This is a genomic window from Streptomyces sp. RLA131 (assembly GCF_056270125.1).
In genome coordinates, this window is sequence record NZ_JBWDOQ010000002.1 from 1,399,889 (window position 1) to 1,417,975 (window position 18,087).

Annotated in this window: 16 protein-coding genes; 2 read left to right on the forward strand and 14 right to left on the reverse strand. The window is 71.9% G+C overall.

Going from position 1 to position 18,087, the window contains the following annotated elements:
* Positions 1-69: 69 nt before the first annotated feature.
* The 9 genes from aroB to RWE79_RS07350 form a co-directional block, all read right to left on the reverse strand.
* A complete protein-coding gene (aroB, locus tag RWE79_RS07310) occupies positions 70-1,161 on the reverse strand; it encodes a 3-dehydroquinate synthase (RefSeq protein WP_475939197.1) in 1,092 nt (363 codons plus the stop codon).
* A complete protein-coding gene (locus RWE79_RS07315) occupies positions 1,158-1,709 on the reverse strand; it encodes a shikimate kinase (RefSeq protein WP_475939198.1) in 552 nt (183 codons plus the stop codon). Before RWE79_RS07315 ends, aroB begins: the two co-directional genes overlap by 4 nt.
* Positions 1,706-2,890 (reverse strand): chorismate synthase, encoded by a 1,185-nt coding sequence (aroC, locus tag RWE79_RS07320; protein ID WP_475939199.1) that lies wholly within the window; start codon positions 2,888-2,890, stop codon positions 1,706-1,708. The genes RWE79_RS07315 and aroC overlap by 4 nt, the downstream gene beginning before the upstream one ends.
* A 98-nt stretch (positions 2,891-2,988) precedes the next feature.
* Positions 2,989-3,825, reverse strand: coding sequence for a shikimate dehydrogenase (locus tag RWE79_RS07325; protein WP_475939200.1), 837 nt, complete (start codon positions 3,823-3,825; stop codon positions 2,989-2,991).
* Between the two features lie 50 nt (positions 3,826-3,875).
* Positions 3,876-5,753, reverse strand: a complete 1,878-nt coding sequence (gene mltG / locus RWE79_RS07330) for an endolytic transglycosylase MltG (protein ID WP_475939201.1) — start codon at positions 5,751-5,753, stop codon at positions 3,876-3,878.
* A 122-nt stretch (positions 5,754-5,875) separates the two neighbouring features.
* Positions 5,876-6,340 carry a Holliday junction resolvase RuvX gene (gene ruvX, locus RWE79_RS07335; RefSeq protein ID WP_475939202.1) on the reverse strand — a complete coding sequence of 155 codons (465 nt, stop codon included), beginning with the start codon at positions 6,338-6,340 and terminating at the stop codon, positions 5,876-5,878.
* On the reverse strand, positions 6,340-9,009 hold the full coding sequence (gene alaS / locus RWE79_RS07340) for an alanine--tRNA ligase (protein ID WP_475939203.1): 2,670 nt from the start codon (positions 9,007-9,009) through the stop codon (positions 6,340-6,342). Before alaS ends, ruvX begins: the two co-directional genes overlap by 1 nt.
* Positions 9,009-9,302 (reverse strand): DUF6167 family protein, encoded by a 294-nt coding sequence (locus RWE79_RS07345; RefSeq protein ID WP_475939204.1) that lies wholly within the window; start codon positions 9,300-9,302, stop codon positions 9,009-9,011. Before RWE79_RS07345 ends, alaS begins: the two co-directional genes overlap by 1 nt.
* Before the next feature lie 6 nt (positions 9,303-9,308).
* Positions 9,309-9,740, reverse strand: coding sequence for a DUF948 domain-containing protein (locus RWE79_RS07350; protein WP_475939205.1), 432 nt, complete (start codon positions 9,738-9,740; stop codon positions 9,309-9,311).
* Between the two features lie 204 nt (positions 9,741-9,944).
* On the opposite strand from RWE79_RS07350, the gene RWE79_RS07355 reads away from it, so the two are divergent.
* Positions 9,945-12,131, forward strand: coding sequence for an ATP-binding protein (locus RWE79_RS07355; protein ID WP_475939206.1), 2,187 nt, complete (start codon positions 9,945-9,947; stop codon positions 12,129-12,131).
* A gap of 19 nt (positions 12,132-12,150) precedes the next feature.
* Here RWE79_RS07355 and rpsD read toward each other — a convergent pair whose 3' ends face one another.
* Entirely contained in the window at positions 12,151-12,765 is a 615-nt protein-coding gene (gene rpsD, locus RWE79_RS07360; protein WP_405734097.1) for a 30S ribosomal protein S4, read from the reverse strand.
* 221 nt (positions 12,766-12,986) lie between these two features.
* On the opposite strand from rpsD, the gene RWE79_RS07365 reads away from it, so the two are divergent.
* The gene (locus RWE79_RS07365) at positions 12,987-13,697 is read left to right on the forward strand and encodes a DUF2470 domain-containing protein (RefSeq protein WP_475945652.1); all 711 of its coding nucleotides are present in this window, start codon (positions 12,987-12,989) and stop codon (positions 13,695-13,697) included.
* Positions 13,698-13,733: 36 nt separating this feature from the next.
* On the opposite strand, the gene RWE79_RS07370 is transcribed toward RWE79_RS07365, so the two are convergent.
* The 4 genes from RWE79_RS07370 to RWE79_RS07385 all read right to left on the reverse strand — a co-directional run bounded on the left by RWE79_RS07370 (position 13,734) and on the right by RWE79_RS07385 (position 17,927).
* Positions 13,734-15,083, reverse strand: coding sequence for a replication-associated recombination protein A (locus tag RWE79_RS07370; RefSeq protein WP_475939207.1), 1,350 nt, complete (start codon positions 15,081-15,083; stop codon positions 13,734-13,736).
* Positions 15,084-15,154: 71 nt separating this feature from the next.
* Entirely contained in the window at positions 15,155-15,796 is a 642-nt protein-coding gene (locus tag RWE79_RS07375; protein ID WP_475939208.1) for a vitamin K epoxide reductase family protein, read from the reverse strand.
* A gap of 129 nt (positions 15,797-15,925) precedes the next feature.
* The gene (gene hisS / locus RWE79_RS07380; RefSeq protein ID WP_475939209.1) at positions 15,926-17,188 is read right to left on the reverse strand and encodes a histidine--tRNA ligase; all 1,263 of its coding nucleotides are present in this window, start codon (positions 17,186-17,188) and stop codon (positions 15,926-15,928) included.
* Positions 17,189-17,201: 13 nt separating this feature from the next.
* The gene (locus tag RWE79_RS07385; RefSeq protein ID WP_475939210.1) at positions 17,202-17,927 is read right to left on the reverse strand and encodes an MBL fold metallo-hydrolase; all 726 of its coding nucleotides are present in this window, start codon (positions 17,925-17,927) and stop codon (positions 17,202-17,204) included.
* Positions 17,928-18,087 lie beyond the last annotated feature (160 nt).

Consider the following 18,087-nt stretch of genomic DNA (forward strand, 5'->3'; position numbering starts at 1 on the left):
GCCGCACTTGTGTGAACGGCCCGGTGACGGCGCTGGTGCCCGCGCATGCTCGCGGGGCCCACCGGCAGGCTACGTGGCGACCTCGGCGTAGGCGGCGACCAGCACGGCGGGGTCGGGGCCCTCCAGGACGGTGGGCTTGCCGAGGCCGTCGAGGACGATGAACCGGAGCCGGTCGCCCCGCGACTTCTTGTCGACCTTCATGGTCTCCAGCAGCTTGGGCCACTGGTCGTAGCGGTAGCTCAGCGGGAGGCCCACGGACTCCAGGACGGCGCGGTGGCGGTCGGCGGTCGCGTCGTCCAGGCGCCCGGCGAGACGGCCGAGTTCGGCGGCGAAGACCATGCCGATGGAGACGGCGGCGCCGTGGCGCCAGTTGTAGCGCTCGTTCTTCTCGATGGCGTGGGCCAGCGTGTGACCGTAGTTGAGGATCTCGCGCAGCCCGGACTCCTTGAGGTCGGAGGAGACGACCTCGGCCTTGACCCGGATCGCCCGCTCGATGAGCTCGGCGGTGTGCGGGCCTTCGGGGGTCCGGGCGGCGGCGGGGTCGGACTCGATGAGGTCGAGGATGACCGGGTCGGCGATGAAGCCGGCCTTGATGATCTCCGCCAGGCCGCTGACGTAGTCGTTGACGGGCAGCGAGTCCAGCGCGGCCAGGTCGCACAGCACACCGGCCGGCGGGTGGAAGGCACCCACGAGGTTCTTGCCCTCGGCGGTGTTGATGCCGGTCTTGCCGCCGACCGCGGCGTCCACCATGCCCAGCACGGTGGTCGGTACGGCGATCCAGCGCACCCCGCGCAGCCAGGACGCGGCGACGAAGCCCGCCAGGTCGGTGGTGGAACCGCCGCCCACGCCGACGATGACGTCGGTACGGGTGAAGTTGGACTGGCCCAGGGCCTTCCAGCAGTAGGCGGCGACCTCGGCGGTCTTGGCCTCCTCGGCGTTGGGGACCTGGACGGCGATGACCTCGTAGCCCTGCCCGGCGAGGTCCTCGCGCAGCGCCTCGCCGGTGGTGGCCAGCGCCTCGGGGTGGATGACGGCGACCCGCCGGGCATCGGTGCCGATCAGCGTGGACAGTTCGCCGAGCAGCTGCCGGCCGACCAGCACCTCGTACGGCGCGGTGCCCGCGCTGCCGCCGACGTGGACGCGGGTGGGGACCTCGGTCATACGGGCTTCAGCTCCAGTTCGGCCAGGACGATGCCGGCCACTTCCTCGGCGGTGCGGTCCTCGGTGCTGACGACGGCACGCGCGACCTCGGTGTACAGGGGGCGGCGGGCCTCCATCAGCTCGCGCCACTTCTGGCGGGGGTTGACGACCAGCAGCGGGCGGGCGGTGTCCAGGCCGACCCGCTTGACCGCCTGCGCGACGCCCATGTCGAGGAAGACCACGGGCAGTCCGGTCAGCAGCTTGCGCGTGTCCTCGCTGAGGATCGCGCCACCGCCCAGCGCCAGTACGCCGTCGTGCTCGGCGAGCGCCACCCGCACCGCCTCGGCCTCCAGGGCCCGGAAGTGCTCCTCGCCCTCGTCGACGAAGATCTCCGCGATCGGCCGGCCCTGGGCCCGGACGATGTCGGCGTCGGTGTCCCGGCAGGTAACGCCGAGCCGGGCGGCCACCAGCTCACCGACGGTGGTCTTGCCGACCCCCATCGGGCCGACCAGCACGACGACCGGGCGGCCCGGAGCGCCCGAACGTGCCGAGCTGCCGGGGCCGTTCACCGGATCACCAGGTTGTCGAGGTATCCGCGCACGTTGCGGCGGGTCTCGGGCACGCTGTCGCCGCCGAACTTCTCGGCCACCGCGTCGGCCAGCACCAGGGCGACCATCGCCTCGGCGACGATCCCGGCGGCCGGCACGGCGCACACGTCCGAGCGCTGGTGGTGGGCCTGGGCGGCCTCGCCGGTGGTCACGTCGACCGTGGCCAGCGCCCGCGGCACGGTGGCGATCGGCTTCATCGCGGCCCGCACCCGCAGCAGTTCGCCGGTGCTCAGACCGCCCTCGGTGCCGCCGGCCCGGCCGGAGGTGCGCCGGATGCCGTCGGCGGTGGGCACGATCTCGTCGTGCGCCTTGGACCCGGGCACCCGGGCCAGGTCGAAGCCGTCACCGACCTCGACGCCCTTGATGGCCTGGATGCCCATGAGCGCGCCGGCCAGCCTGGCGTCCAGCCGGCGGTCCCAGTGCACATGCGAGCCCAGTCCGACCGGGACGCCGTAAGCGAGGACCTCCACGACACCGCCGAGGGTGTCGCCGTCCTGGTGGGCCTGGTCGATCTCGGCGACCATCCGCTTGCTGGCGTCGGCGTCCAGGCAGCGCACCGGGTCGGCGTCCAGCCGCTCGACGTCGGCGGGGGTGGGGTAGACGCCGTACGGGGCCTTTGCCGCCGCCAGCTCCACCACATGGGAGACGATCTCGATGCCGGCGGTCTCCTTGAGGTAGGAGCGGGCCACCGCGCCGAGCGCCACCCGGGCGGCCGTCTCCCGGGCGCTGGCGCGCTCCAGGATCGGCCGGGCCTCGTCGAAGCCGTACTTCTGCATGCCCGCCAGGTCCGCGTGGCCGGGGCGCGGCCGGGACAGCGGGGCGTTACGGGCCAGGCCGGCCAGGATCTCGGGGTCGACCGGGTCGGCCGCCATCACCTGCTCCCACTTGGGCCACTCGGTGTTGCCCACCATGACGGCGACCGGGCTGCCCAGGGACAGGCCGTGGCGCACACCGCCGAGGAAGGTGACCTCGTCCCGCTCGAACTTCATCCGGGCACCGCGGCCGTAGCCGAGCCGCCGCCGCGCCAGGGCGTCCGCCACCAGGTCCGTGGTGATCGGCACGCCGGCGGGAAGGCCCTCCAGCGTCGCGACGAGTGCGGGGCCGTGCGACTCCCCCGCGGTCAGCCAGCGCAACCTGCTCAACGATGCTCCTTAGACGTACTGCGGCTCGGGGCGGACCCCACGCTTCGATCCTCCCACGATTCACCGCGCCGGTTTGCCCCGGTCCACGGTGCGGACGGTCAGCGGCCGTGCAGCGCGGCCTCGCCCGCCGCGCGCATCGCGGCGAGCGGGGCGGGCGCCAGACCGGTCATCTGCTCCACCTGGAGCACCGCCTGGTGGACCAGCAGGTCGAGGCCGCCCACCACCGCGCCGCCGCGCCGCGACCAGGCGGCGGCCAGCGTCGTGGGCCAGGGGTCGTACAGCACGTCGAAGAGCGCGCCCGGGTCGCGGGGTACGGCCCCGGCCAGCGCGTCGGCCGCCCCGGCGGGGGTGGTGGCGATCACCAGCGGCGCGTCGAGGGCCCGGGCAGCGTCCTCCCAGGCGGCGGTGCGCACGGTGACACCCAGCCGTTCGCCCCACTGCCGCATCTCGGCGGCGCGGTCGGGGCCGCGCACGTAGGCGGTGACCTCGCCGGAGCAGACCTGGGCGAGGGCGGCCAGGGCGGAGGAGGCGGTGGCCCCGGCGCCCAGGACCGCGGCCGACTCGACCCGGCCGACGCCGCGCTCGCGCAGGGCGGCCACCATGCCGGGGATGTCGGTGTTGTCGCCGATACGGCGGCCGTCCTCGGCGAAGACCAGGGTGTTGACGGCCTCGACGGAGGCCGCGGTGGCGCTGACCTCGTCGAGGAGCGGGATCACTGCCCGCTTGAGCGGCATGGTGAGCGACAGCCCGGCCCAGCGGTCCTGGCCGGCCTCCAGCTCCTTGAGGAAGCCCGCCAGGGCGTCCTCTTCCACCTCGAAGGGGTCGTACGACCAGCCGGTCAGGCCCAGCTCGGCGTAGGCGGCGCGGTGCAGCACCGGGGAGAGCGAGTGGCCGATCGGCGAGCCGAGTACGGCTGCTCTGCGTGCGCTGGTCATGCGGGTTCGGGCTCCTGCGATGGTGCGGGCGGGCCGTGCGGGCGGGCCCGCTACTGGCACGACCCGGAGGTCGCGTTCAGGCTCTGGCCATGGTATTCGCAGTATGCCTTGACGTTCTTCAGGTGCTGGGCGTAGGTCACCGCGAAACGGGTGTCGCCGGCCTTGACCGTCACCCAGTAGGCCCAGTCGCCCTTGGTCGGGTTCAGGACGGCTTCGAGGGCGTCCGCACCGGGGTTGGAGATGGGCGCCGGGGGCAGCCCGATGTTGGTGTAGGTGTTGAAGCCGTCGGCCTTCGAGGCGAGTTCGGCGCTGGTGAGCTTGGTCCTGCCCAGGTGGTACTGGAGCGTGGAGTCCAGCTCCAGCTTGTGGTTGGTCGCGTCGGTGTTGAGGCGGTTGTAGAGGGCGCGGGCGGCCTTGCCCATGTCCTCCTTCTGGTCCACCTCGGCCTGCAGGATGCTCGCCTCGATGATGACGTCGTAGGCGGTGTTCAGGTTGACGTCCTTGCCCGCGCTGCCCAGGTCGAGCTTGGTGTACTCGGACTTGGCGTTGCCGACCATCTGCTTGAGCAGGTCGACGGGCTTCATCTTGCTGCTGATGGAGTAGCGCGCCGGATAGAGGAAGCCCTCCGGGTTGCCGTCGGCGTACGAGGGCAGGCCGAGACTCTTGGTGTTGTTCTCCGCGGCCTTCTGCGTGGTACCGGTGGCGACCTTGAGCTTGGAGTCGATCAGCGCGTAGATCTTGGTGGCGCGCAGCCCTTCGGGGATGATCAGCACGTTCTGGGAGGAGGGGTCGAGCATCATCGTGATGGCGGACTTCGCCGACATCTGGCCGCGCAGCACATAGACACCGGCCTGGATGGTCAGGCTCTTGGAGTTCTTGGCGGCGGCCTCGGTGAAGGCGTCGATGCTCTTGATGACGCCGGCCTTCTTCAGGATCCGGCCCATCTGCAGCGCCGAGGAGCCGTCGGGAATCTCGACCTGGACCTCGCCCTTGCCGCCGCCCGCGTAGTCCGGGGCGGGGCCGAAGTGCTGCTGGTAGTACTGGTAGCCGGCATAGGTCGCGCCGGCTCCGCCGCCGCCGAGGACCAACAGGACGACCAGGCAGGCACAGCCGCTGCGGCGCTTCTTGCCGCCCTTCTTCTTGCCCTTGCCGCCGCGCCCGCGACGTCCCTCGCCGGGGTCGGCGTCGTCGTCATCGTCATCGTCGTCGCCGCCGGTGAAGAAGGCGTGCGTCTCCTCGGCGGGTTCCTCGTCGGGGTCCCAGTCGGAGGGCGAGGCGGGGGCGGTCCGCAGCGGCTGCTGCCGGGGCTCGCCCTGCTGGGGGGCGGGCTGCTGCCGCTGGATCTGCTGGGGGTCCTGCTGGTGGGGCTGCTGGGGCTGCTGAGGCTGCGGCCGGCCCTGCTGGGGGTGCTGTGCCTGCGGCTGACCCTGCGGCTGGCCCTGCTGCTCGTAGTGCTGCTGCTGGGGCTGCTGGGGCTGCTGCTCCTGGTAGTTCGGCCGCTGGGGCGGAGGGTAGCCGCCCTGCCCGTAGTAGTCGGCCTGCCGGCCGCCGGTGGCGTAGGGGTCGCCGTACGGATCGCCCTGGTTCACGTCGTACGCGGCCGGGGCGCCGTTCCAGGCGTCGTACTGCTGCTGGGGCTGGTGCTGCTGCTGGGGCTGCGCCTGCTGCTGATACCCCTGCTGCTGGTCGTACTGCGGCTGGACCTGCTGCTGGTGCTGGTGCTGCCCGGAGGCGTAGGGATCCCAGTTCTCCTGCTGCTGCGCCTGCGCGGGCTGCTGCTGGTACTGGTTCTGGTGCTGCTGCTGGTTCTGCTGGGCTTGCTGCTGCGCCTGGGACGGGTACTGCTGCTGGTCGCCCCAGTGGTCGCCGAAGAGCGGGTCCTCGGGGTGCCACGGTTCGGAGCCGGGGCCCCGGCCATAGTCAGTCATCGATCCCCTTGGTTCGCGAGGCGGCAGCAGGCCGGCGCTTGCGGCACGGCCGTCGGGACCGCCCCGTCGGCACGGGACCACTGCGGTCGCCATGTGCCGCGCGGAACGTTACCGTACCGCGATCAGATAAACGGTTCGACGCACTCGCCCGGAGCTTTACCAGACACCCGTTCGGTCTCCAGGGCACTCTGGAGGATGACGACTGCCGCGGCCTGGTCCACCACGGCCCGGCCCTTTTTCGCCTTGACGCCCGATGCGCGCAGCCCGTGGGTGGCGGTGACGGTGGTCATCCGCTCGTCGACGAGCCGGACCGGGAGCGGCGTGATGATCTTCGCCACATCCTGCGCGAAGCCCCTGACCTTGGCCGCGGCGGGCCCCTCCTTCCCGCTGAGGGAACGGGGGAGCCCGATCACGACCTCGATCGGCTCGTACTCGGCGACGATCTCGGCTAGCCGGCGCAGGGCCGCCGCGACGTCCCGGCCCGGCACGGTCTCGACCGGGGTGGCGAGGACCCCGTCGGGGTCGCAGGAGGCGACCCCGATCCGGGCGTCCCCGACGTCGACGGCGAGTCGGCGGCCCCTGCGCATCAGGCCTTCTCTGCCACGAGGCGCTGGACGGCGCCGATGGCCTCGTCGACGGCGGCCGGGTTCTGGCCACCGCCCTGGGCCACGTCGTCCTTGCCGCCACCGCCGCCACCGAGGGTCTTGGCGGCGGCGCGGACCAGCTCACCGGCCTTCATACCGCGCTCGCGGGCGGCCTCGTTGGTGGCGATGACGGTCAGCGGACGGCCGCCCGCGACCGTGAAGAGGGCGACGACGGCCGGACGGCCGCCCGTGACGCGCTGACGGACGTCCAGAACGAGCCTGCGCAGGTCGTCGGCGCCGGTGCCCTCGGGGACCGTACCGGTGACCAGGGCGACGCCCTTGACGTCCTGGGCGCCGGCGGCCAGGCCGGCGGCGGCCTGCAGGACCTTCTCGGCGCGGAAGCGCTCGATCTCCTTCTCGGCCTCCTTGAGCTTGGCCAGGACACCGGAGATCTTGTCGGGCAGCTCCTCGGGACGGCCCTTCACCAGGTCCGTGAGCTGCGCGACGATCGTGTGCTCACGGGCCAGGAAGTTGTACGCGTCCACCCCGACCAGGGCCTCCACGCGGCGCACGCCGGAGCCGATCGACGACTCGCCGAGCAGCTTGACCAGGCCGAGCTGGGCGGTGTTGCCGACGTGGGTGCCGCCGCACAGCTCCTTGGAGTAGTCGCCGATGGTGACGACGCGCACATGCTCGCCGTACTTCTCGCCGAACTCGGCGATGGCGCCCTGCTTCTTGGCCTCGGCGATCGGCAGCACCTCGGCCGTGACGTCGAGTTCGCGGGCGAGCACCTCGTTGATCTTCTGCTCGACATCGGTGAGGACCGTACCGGGAACGGCGGTCGGCGAGCCGAAGTCGAAGCGGAAGCGGCCCGGGGAGTTCTCCGAGCCGGCCTGGGCGGCGGTCGGGCCGAGGGCGTCGCGCAGCGCCTGGTGGGTGAGGTGGGTGGCGCTGTGGGCGCGGGCGATGGAGCGGCGGCGCACGAGGTCGATCCGGGCCAGGGCGCCGGCCCCGACGGTCACCTCGCCGACCTGGACGACGCCCTTGTGCACGCTGACCCCGGGCACCGGCTGCTGGACGTCGCGGATCTCGATGACGGCACCGGTGTCGATCCGGATCCGGCCGGTGTCGGCGAGCTGACCGCCGCCCTCGGCGTAGAAGGGGGTGCGGTCCAGGATGACCTCGACCTCGTCGCCCTCGTTGGCGGCGGGCGACGGCACGCCGTCCACCAGCAGGCCGACGACGGTGGCCTCGCCCTCCTCGCGCGTGTAGCCGGTGAACTCGGTGGTGCCGGCGCTGTCGGCGACGGCCCGGTAGGCCGACAGGTCGGCGTGGCCGCTCTTCTTGACCAGGGCGTCGGCCTTGGCGCGGTCCCGCTGCTCCTTCATCAGGCGGCGGAAGCCGTCCTCGTCCACCGAAAGGCCCTGCTCGGCGGCCATTTCGAGGGTGAGGTCGATGGGGAAGCCCCAGGTGTCGTGGAGCAGGAACGCCTTCTCGCCGGGGAGCACCTTGCCACCGGAGGCCCTGGTCTCGCTCACGGCGGTGTCGAGGATGTTGGTGCCGCCCTTGAGCGCCTTGAGGAAGGCGGCCTCCTCGGCCAGGGCGACCGTCTCGATGCGCTTGCGGTCCTCGGTCAGCTCCGGGTACTGCCGGCCCATGGTCTTGATGACGACGTCCACCAGGTCGGCGACGACCGGCTGCGTGGCGCCGAGCAGGCGCATCATCCGGATGGCGCGGCGCATGATGCGGCGCAGGACGTAGCCGCGGCCCTCGTTGCCGGGGGTGACGCCGTCGCCGATGAGCATGACGGAGGTGCGCATGTGGTCGGCGACCACGCGCAGCGACACGTCGGAGCCCGGGTCGGCTCCGTAGGCGACCCCGGTGAGTTCGGTGGCCTGGTCGATGACGACACGCAGGGTGTCCGTCTCGTACATGTTCCGCACGCCCTGCAGGATCATGGCGAGGCGTTCGAGACCGAGACCGGTGTCGATGTTCTTGCTGGGCAGCTCGCCGAGGATCGGGAACTCCTCCTTGCCGGAGCCCTCACCTCGCTCGTACTGCATGAAGACCAGGTTCCAGATCTCCACGTACCGCTCGTCGTTGACGGCCGGGCCGCCCTCGGCACCGAACTCCGGGCCGCGGTCGTAGTTGATCTCGGAGCACGGGCCGCAGGGGCCGGGGACGCCCATGGACCAGTAGTTGTCCTTCATGCCCAGGCGCTGGATGCGCTCGGCGGGCACCCCGATCTTCTCCCGCCAGATCTGCTCGGCCTCGTCGTCGTCCTTGTAGACGGTGATCCAGAGCTTCTCCGGATCCAGGCCGTAGCCGCCGTCCGCCACGGAGCCGGTGAGCAGCTCCCAGGCGTAGGTGATGGCGCCTTCCTTGAAGTAGTCGCCGAAGGAGAAGTTGCCGCACATCTGGAAGAACGTGCCGTGCCGGGTGGTCTTGCCGACTTCTTCGATGTCGGGGGTGCGCACACACTTCTGCACGCTGGTGACCCGCGGGTGCGGCGGCTTGACCTCGCCGAGGAAGTAGGGCTTGAACGGGACCATGCCCGCCGGGACCAGCAGCAGGGTGGGGTCGTCGGCGATGAGGGACGCCGACGGCACGACGGTGTGTCCACGCTCCTCGAAGAAGCGCAGCCAGCGGCGGCGGATTTCAGCCGACTCCATCAGTGATCGTCCTTCCGGTTGTACGCGATTGCCGGGCGCTGCCCGGGAAACTCGAGTTCGGGGGCCGTGTCCGCCCGGCCCAGTGCGTCGTTCAGCTGGTCCTCGCGCTCGGCCATGCCGGCCCGGACGTCCTGCGCGAACGTACGGAGCCGCGTGCCGGCTTCGATCGCCTTGTCGGCGGCCCGGGCCGCGAGGCTCTCGGGCGTCAGGCTGCGGATCTTGCGGTGGACCTTGTTGGTGGCCCAGACGCCGGTCGCGGCACCGGCGGTGAACCAGAAGGCACGGCGGAACATGGCAGGTCAGCCCCTCGACTTACGGCCCCGGGCGGACGGCAGGGTCCGGACCGTGACCACGGTGTGCTTCTTGGGCGCGTTCTTGTCCCCCCGGCCCTGGAGACCGACCGCACGCCGTACCCCGTACCCGAAGGCCGCGACCTTCACCAGCGGTCCGCCGAAGGTGGACGCGACGGTGGTGGAGAGCGCGGACGCGTTCGCGGTGACCTCGGCGACGTCCGAGGTGATGGTGTCCACCCGGTCCAGCTGGGTGTGCGCGGAGCGCACCGCCGCCGACGCCTCGCCGAGCAGCGGGACCGCGTGCTCGGTGACGTCCGCGACGAGCCGGGTGGCCTGCCGAAGTGTCTGCGCCAGCCTGACCAGGACGACGGCCAGGAAGGACACCAGGATCGCCCAGAAGACGGCCACGATGAGGCCGGCCACCTCTCCACCGGACACGATGCTGCTCCTCGGAAGTTCCACGGCTCCACGGCGACGGACGCGGAGTACTTGCTGCTGAGACGGACACCGACCATATCGCGCCGGGCACCGGCACCCGTACCGCGTTTCCGCCGGGCGAAGACCGTGCCCGCTCCGGGCCCGGGGCCCCGGTTCACGGCCCGGCTGTACGTTCCGCACACCCGGCGGTACGCTCCGTGACCCATGCGGCACGATGTGACCACCGGCAACCTCCCCGCGGAGCTGAACCACTTCGTGGGGCGCCGGAACGAACTGTCCGAAGTCGCCGGTCTGCTGGACCGGGCCCGGCTGGTCACGCTGACCGGCGTCGGCGGGGTCGGCAAGACCCGGCTCGCGGTGCGGGCGGCCGAGGACGCCCGGGCCCGGTTCGCCGACGGGGCGTGGCTGGTGGAGCTGGCGCCGGTACGGGACCCGGGGCTGGTGGAGCACGCGGTGGCCGAGGCCCTCGGACTGACCGACCACACCACGCGGCTGCCGGCGGCCGCGCTCGCCGCCCATCTCACGGGCCGGCGGATACTGCTGGTCCTGGACTGCTGCGAGCGCCAGGTGGAGGCCGCCGCCCGGCTCACCGAGGCCCTGCTGCGGCGGGCCCCCGGGCTGCGGGTGCTGGCCACCTCCCGGCAGCCGCTGGGGGTGGCCGGGGAACACGTACTGCCGGTGGCCCCGCTGGCGGACGAGGCCGTGGAACTCTTCGCCGACCGGGCGGCGGCCGTGCTGCCGGGTTTCGCGGTGGACGGGGAGAACCGGGCGGCGGTGCTGGAGCTGTGCCGCCGGCTGGACGGGATCCCGCTGGCCCTGGAGCTGGCGGCGGGCCGGCTGCGGGCCCTGTCGGCGGAGCAGATCCTGGAGCGCCTCGACGACCGCTTCGCGCTGCTGACCCGGCGTGGCGCGACCGGCCCGGCCCGGCACCGGGCGCTGCGCACGGCGATCGGCTGGAGCCATGAGCTGTGCAACCCGGCGGAGCGCCTGCTGTGGGCGCGGCTGTCGGTCTTCGCGGGGGACTTCGACCTGGAGGCCGCCGAATACGTCTGCTCCGGGCCGGAGTTGCCGGCCGACGCGATGATGGACCTGATCGCGGACCTGGTGGACAAGTCCGTACTGCTGCGTCACGACACGGGCGGTGTGGTGCGCTATCTGCTGCTGGACACGATGCGGGAGTACGGGCTCGGCTGGCTGCGCGGGACCGGCGACGAACAGCGGGTACGGGCCCGGCACCGGGACTGGTACCTGGGCTTCGCGACCTGGGGCGAGCTGGAGTGGTTCAGCGCCCGGCAGGCCCAGGTCTCCCGGAGCACCGAACGGGAGCTGGCGAATCTGCGGGCCGCGCTGGACTTCTCGCTGGGGGACCCCGGGGAGTCCCGGATCGGCCAGTTCCTGGCGGGGACACTGTGGTTCTACTGGGTGGGCTGCGGCCGGCTGGCGGAGGGCCGCTACTGGCTGGAGCGGGCGCTGGCCGCCGACGACGCGCCGACCGCGCAGCGGGCGAAGGCGCTGTGGGTGTGCGGTTATGTGTCCATCCTCCAGGGTGACGGGGTCGCCGCGCTCGGAGTGCTCCACGAGTGCCGTCAGCTGGCCCTGGACACCGGCAACGCCACCGCGGTCGCGTACGCCGTGCACCGGCTGGGCTGCGGGGCACTGCTGAGCGACGATCTGCCGCGTGCCGAGGCGCTGTTCGAGGAGGCGCTGAGCCACTACCGCCTGCTGGGCGAGCTCAACAGCAACGTCATCATGGCCGAGGTGGAGCTGGCGATGGTGGCGGCCTTCAAGGGCGACCTCCGGCGCGGCATCGAGATCTGCGACTCGGTTCGGGAGGCCTGCGAGGACCACGGCGAGCGCTGGGCGCTGGCCTACGCCCTGTACACCCGGGCGGTCATCGCCTGGTCGCAGGACGACCCGGTCATGGCGCGCCGGCTGTCGGAGGAGTGCGTCCGGATCAACCACGGTTTCCGGGACCTGGTCGGGATCGTGCTCGGTATCGAGCTGCTGGCGCTGCTGACGGCGTCGTACGACGCGGAGGAGGCGGCGGTGCTGCAGGGCGCGGCGGCCGGCATCTGGGAGCTGGTGGGGCTGCCGGTCTTCGGCTCTCGCTACTTCGCGATCCCGCACAACCGGTGCGAGGAGCTCGCGCGGGCCGAGCTGGGCGCGGCGGCGTACGCGGGGGCCTTCGCCAGGGGCACGGCGCTCGGCCTGGACGCGGCGGTGGGCAGGGCGCTGCGGGACGGCCGGGAGCAGTCACGGAGCGGCGGCACCGGGGCCGGCGCAGGGGACGGGGACGGGCCGCGTCCGCCGGCGCTGTCGGCGCCCGGCGCGGGCGGGACCGGGCATGCGAAAGCCCGTCCCTCCCTGCCTGGGCAGGGTGGGACGGGCTGAAACGCCGGGTGCGCTCGCGTCAGCGGGCGTAGTACTCGACGACGAGCTGCTCGTCGCAGATCACGGGGACCTCGCGGCGGTTCGGCAGACGGTCCAGGCGGAAGGCCAGCGCCTGCAGGTTGACCTGCAGGTACTTGGCGACCTCGCCCTCGCCGGCCCAGCCACCCTCACGGGCGACCTGGAACGGCGTCTTGGCGCGGGAGCGCTCGCGGACCTGGATGACGTCGTCCGGCTTCACGCGGAAGGACGGCTTGTCGACCTTCTTGCCGTTGACCTCGATGTGGCCGTGCACGACCTGCTGGCGGGCCTGGTAGATGGTGCGGGCCAGACCGGCACGCAGGACGAGGGCGTCCAGGCGGCGCTCCAGCTCGACGACCAGGGCCTCACCGGTCTTGCCTTCGGCCTTCTTGGCGCGGTCGTAGGCACGGGCCATCTGGCGCTCGGAGATGTCGTACTGAGCGCGCAGCCGCTGCTTCTCCAGCAGACGGACCTTGTAGTCGCTGTTCTGCTTGCGGCCACGACCGTGCTCGCCCGGCGGGTAGGGGCGGGCCTCGAAGTACTTGACAGCCTTCGGGGTGAGCGCAATACCGAGCGCACGGGACTTCTTGACCTTGGGACGCGACTGGTTAGGCACGTTCTCCAGACCTCCGGTGTAAGTTAGGTTAGGCTTACCTTAACTGAGGAGATCGCATGTCTCGCCCTGGGAACACCAAGCGCATCACAGACAACGCCAGCGCCGGAAACGCCTCGACTGCGCGTTCCAACGGCGATGGACCCGACGCTCTGGGCGAAGGGATGACGGAGGTCCGATCAGCTCATGGTCAGCCGCGTCCCAGCGGGCATGAAATCGCCCGACTGCCGTCAGCAGCCGAACGCACACGAACTCTCGTACAGAGTACAGCGTCGTCGGTAGTGGTCATTCCCGGTCTGGACGCTGCGCGCCAGGACGAGATGACCCCCGCCGACCGGATCACCGGCACCGACGGCGACGTGTTCCTGCTGCTTCCGGCCGACTCCCCCGCCGTACGGGCCGCCACGCACGCCCAGGCGGACGAGCTGCCCGCTGTGCTGGAGATCACGGATGTGGCCCCGGTGGCGGTGGCCAACCGCATCCGGGGACGCGCCCGGGTCGCCGGCTGGCTGACCTCGGCCCGCGAGCTTCCGGCCCGCCCCGGCTGCTCATGGCTCCGGCTGGAGGTCGGGGAGGCCTCGGTGGACGACCTGTGGGGCGCCGAGGCGATCGAGCCGGAGGCCTTCGCGCAGGCGAGCCCGGATCCACTGGCCCGGCACGAGGCCGAGCTGCTCCAGCACCTGGCCGCCTCGCACCCCGAGCAGCTGGGCTGGCTGTGCGCCCTGGCCGGCGAGGCCTGCGGGACGCTGCCGGGAGGCGCGGTGCCGCTGGCCCTGGACCGCTTCGGGCTGCGGGTCCGCTTCACCGGGGACCACGGCTGCTTCGACGCCCGCTTCGAGTTCCTGTCGCCGGTGAACGGCCCCGAGGGCCTGCCCCGGGCGATGCACGCCCTCTTCGAGGTGGCGTACGAGGCAGCCCACCCCGGCCGGGTCTGACCGGCCCGCCGGCCTGCCCCGGCCGCCGGCTGCCCGTCAGTCGCCCGCCAGCCGTCCGCGCACCCGCTCCACCACGTCCGCGTACCGCGCCTCGGCGCCGTGGCGGGTGGGCTCGTAGTACCGCGCGCCGTGGACGGCGTCCGGGGCGTACTGCTGCGCGGCGATACCGCCCGGCACGTCGTGCGGGTACACATAGCCCTGGGCGTGGCCCAGCTTGGCGGCGCCCTTGTAGTGGCCGTCCCGCAGATGCGAGGGGACGGGGCCGGCCTTGCCCGCCCGGACGTCCGCCAGGGCGGCTCCGATGGCGAGCGTCGCGGCGTTGGACTTGGGCGCCAGGGCGAGCGCGATGGTGGCATGGCTCAGGGTGAGGGCGGCCTCGGGGAAGCCGATCAGCGCGACGGCCTGGGCCGCGGCGACGGCGGTGGGCAGCGCCGTGGGGTCGGCCAGGCCGATGTCCTCGCTGGCGGAGATCATCAGCCGGCGGGCGATGAAGCGCGGGTCCTCCCCCGCCTCGATCATCCGCGCCAGGTAGTGCAGGGCCGCGTCCACGTCCGAGCCCCGGATGGACTTGATCAGGGCGCTGGCCACGTCGTAGTGCTGATCGCCGTCACGGTCGTACTTCACCGCCGCCCGGTCGACGGTCTCCTCCAGCGTGGCGAGGCTGATCGACGCCTCGCCCTTGGCCATCGCGGATCCGGCGCCCGCCTCCAGGGCGGTCAGCGCCCGCCGTGCGTCACCGCCCGCTATCCGCAGCAGATGGGCCTGCGCGTCGGCGTCCAGCTCGACGGCGCCGCCCAGACCGCGCTCGTCGGCGACCGCCCGGCTCAGCAGTCCGCGCAGGTCGTCGTCGGTGAGCGGCTCCAGGGTGAGCAGCAGCGAGCGGGAGAGCAGCGGCGAGATCACCGAGAAGTACGGATTCTCGGTGGTGGCCGCGATCAGGGTGACCCAGCGGTTCTCCACGGCGGGCAGCAGGGAGTCCTGCTGGGCCTTGCTGAAGCGGTGGATCTCGTCGAGGAACAGGACGGTGTCGCGGCCGTACATCCCCGACTGCTGCTTGGCGCTCTCGATGACCGCGCGGACCTCCTTGACGCCCGCGGTGATCGCCGACAGCTCCACGAAGCGCTTGTCGGTGGCCTGGCTCACGACATGCGCCAGCGTGGTCTTCCCGGTGCCGGGCGGACCCCACAGGATCACCGAGGACGCCCCCGCGGGCCCTCCGGCGCCCTCCCCCACCAGGCGGCGCAACGGCGATCCCGGCTTCAGCAGATGCCGCTGCCCGACCACCTCTTCCAGGGTGCGTGGGCGCATGCGTGCGGCCAGCGGACTGCCGCCCGGCTCACGGGCCCGGCGGTCCTCTGCTGCGGCGGTGAACAGGTCGGGTTCCACGAAGGGAAGCCTATGTCACGGCACTGACAGCCCCGCCCGCCTCGCGCCTCGCGGCCCCGGCGTCGACAGGGCTAGAGCAGCGTGCTCCAGTACGACCACCAGCGGGTCAGGATCAGCATGAGGATGACCCCGTACCAGAGCACCGGGACGACCCAGTGGAACTCCAGGATCAGCGAGCGGGCCCCGGCGGGGACCTTGATGATGCCGTGCTTGACGTTGTGCACGGCGGTGTACCAGAACAGGGCGATGGTGACGGCCCAGGCCAGCGAGCACCACAGGCACAGCGAGCCGATGCTGTAGAGCGACTGGTACTGCAGCCAGGTCACGAAGCAGACGCCGAAGACCGTGCCGGCCTGGAGTCCGAGCCAGTACCAGCGGCGGTAGGCGGCCCCGGCGAACAGTCCCATGCCGACCGCCACCACGATCGGGTAGGCGACCATCCCGATCATCGGATTCGGGAAGCCGAACGCGTGGGCCTGCTCGCTCTTCATGATGTTGCCGCAGGAGATGATCGGGTTCAGGCTGCAGCCCGGGACGAAGTTCGGGTCCTCCAGCAGCTTGAACTTGTCGATCACGATGACCCAGGACGCCAGCGTTCCGAGCGCGCCGCAGATCACGAGCAGCCAGCTGAAGGCCTTGCCCGCGCCGATCGTCCCGGTGTGTTCCTGCCGCTCGTCGCCGGTACGAGCCTCATCAAGCGCCGGTGTCACCATGTCGCCGTTCCCTAGGTCCGTCGTTTCCCGACCTGCCCAACGCCGGTCGGGCCGGGGAAGTGCCGGATGTCATCCTGCCGTGTCGGCCGTTCGACCGGCAACGGACCATCCGGCCCTCCCGCCGCTCCTTCAGGCCAGCTTCTCCCGCACGGTGGCGACCACCGCGTCCACCGCGACCGGGGTCTGCTCGCCGGACTCCAGGTCCTTGAGCTGGACGATGCCCTCGGCGAGGTCACGCTCACCGGCGACGACCGCGAAGCGGGCGCCGGAGCGGTTGGCCGACTTCATGGCGTTCTTCAGGCCCTTGCCGCCGAAGGCGAAGTCGGTGGCGATGCCGGCCCGGCGCAGCTCGGTGACCGCGCCGAACAGCACCCGGCGTGCCTCGTCGCCCAGCGGGACGGCGAACACCTGGGTGACCGCGGGGAGTTCGAGCTCGATGCCCTCCGCCTCCAGGGCCAGCACCGTACGGTCCACGCCGAGGGCCCAGCCGACGGAGGGCAGCGCCGGGCCGCCGATCATCTCGGACAGGCCGTCGTAGCGCCCGCCGCCGCCGACCGCGGACTGGGAGCCGAGGCCGTCGTGGACGAACTCGAAGGTGGTGCGGGTGTAGTAGTCCAGGCCGCGCACCAGCCGGGCGTCGTCCTCGAAGGGCACACCCGCCGCCGTCAGCAGCTCGCGCACCTCCTCGTGGTACGCCTTGCACGCGTCGCAGAGGTAGTCGGCCAGCACCGGGGCGCCGGTCAGCTGCTTCTGGACGTCGGGGCGTTTGTCGTCCAGGACCCGCAGCGGGTTGATGTCGATACGGCGGCGGGTCTCCTCGTCCAGGTCGAGACCGCGCAGGAAGTCCTGGAGCGCGGACCGGTAGACCGGCCGGCACTCCTGGTCGCCGAGCGAGTTCAGCAGGATGCGGAAGTCGCGCAGGCCCAGTGAGCGGTACGCCTGGTCGGCGAGGATGACCAGTTCGGCGTCGAGCAGCGGGTCCTCGGCGCCGATCGCCTCGGCGCCGACCTGCGAGAAGTGCCGGTAACGGCCCTTCTGCGGGCGCTCGTAGCGGTAGTAGGAGCCGGAGTACCAGAGCTTGACCGGCAGGTTGCCCGCCTTGTGGAGGTTGGCCTCCAGGGCGGCGCGCAGGACGGAGGCGGTGCCCTCGGGACGCAGGGCCAGCTCGTCGCCGCCCTTGGTCGTGAGGGTGTACATCTCCTTGGTCACGATGTCGGTGGACTCACCGACGCCGCGCGCGAAGAGCTCGACGTTCTCGAAGCCGGGGGTCTCGATGTAGCCGTAGCCGGAGTCGCGCAGGGGCGCGGCGATGGCCTCGCGGACCGCCAGGAACTTCGCGGAGTCCGGCGGGAGGAGGTCGTAGGTGCCTTTGGGGGCCTTGAAAGTGGTCACGGAAGGTCTCTCGTCACAATCCTCGTCGCGGAGCCGGCGTCTCGTTGCCCGAGAGGCCGGTTCCGGGGCCGCGGGCCGCCTCACCCAGGTACGGGTTGGCGGCGCGCTCGCGGCCGATGGTCGTCTGGGGGCCGTGGCCGGACAGCACCACGGTCGAGTCGTCGAGCGGCAGGCACACCCGGGCCAGCGACGCGAGCAGCTCGGCCGTGTCGCCGCCGGGCAGGTCGGTACGTCCGACGGAGCCGGCGAAGAGCAGGTCGCCGGAGAAGAACACCGACGGGATGTCGGGGGTCTCCGGGAGCCTGAAGGTCACCGACCCCCTGGTATGGCCGGGGGCGTGCGCGACGCCCAGCTCCAGCCCTGCCAGTGTCAGTGTGCTGCCGTCGGTCAGTTCCCTGAGGTCGTCCGGCTCGCCGATGGTGAGCTCGCCCATCAGCGGCTGCCCGATGGAGCGGCCGAGGGCCTTCTCCGGGTCGGCGAGCATGTAGCGGTCCTCGGGGTGGATCCAGGCGGGGACGTCGTGCGCCCCGCAGACCGGGACCACCGAGGCCACATGATCGATATGGCCATGGGTGAGGATCACGGCGACAGGCTTGAGCCGGTGCTTGGCGAGGGTCTCCTCGACGCCCTGGGCCGCCTGGTGGCCCGGGTCGATGATCACGCACTCCTCACCGGCAGCGGGGGCGACCACATAGCAGTTGGTCCCCCAGGCCCCGGCGGGGAACCCGGCAATGAGCACGTTCGTCCTTCTGTCGTCCACGGAGATCTGCGCGTTCCAGCAGTGCAAGAGCCTACCGGCGCGGGCACGGCCGTCGCGAACCAGTAACGTCACTGGACGACGAGCGGCGCGAACGCGAAGATCGGCGACACGCGAAACTCACAATGCAGCACCACGTTGG

Bases quoted from the DNA above. Each gene is read 5' to 3' on its own strand.
- RWE79_RS07325 (WP_475939200.1), bottom strand. From the start codon at position 3,825: ATGACCAGCGCACGCAGAGCAGCCGTACTCGGCTCGCCGATCGGCCAC.
- RWE79_RS07345 (WP_475939204.1), bottom strand. From the start codon at position 9,302: ATGTTCCGCCGTGCCTTCTGGTTCACCGCCGGTGCCGCGACCGGCGTC.
- RWE79_RS07375 (WP_475939208.1), bottom strand. From the start codon at position 15,796: ATGGTGACACCGGCGCTTGATGAGGCTCGTACCGGCGACGAGCGGCAG.
- ruvX (WP_475939202.1), bottom strand. From the start codon at position 6,340: ATGCGCAGGGGCCGCCGACTCGCCGTCGACGTCGGGGACGCCCGGATC.
- mltG (WP_475939201.1), bottom strand. From the start codon at position 5,753: ATGACTGACTATGGCCGGGGCCCCGGCTCCGAACCGTGGCACCCCGAG.
- aroB (WP_475939197.1), bottom strand. From the start codon at position 1,161: ATGACCGAGGTCCCCACCCGCGTCCACGTCGGCGGCAGCGCGGGCACC.
- RWE79_RS07355 (WP_475939206.1), top strand. From the start codon at position 9,945: ATGCGGCACGATGTGACCACCGGCAACCTCCCCGCGGAGCTGAACCAC.
- alaS (WP_475939203.1), bottom strand. From the start codon at position 9,009: ATGGAGTCGGCTGAAATCCGCCGCCGCTGGCTGCGCTTCTTCGAGGAG.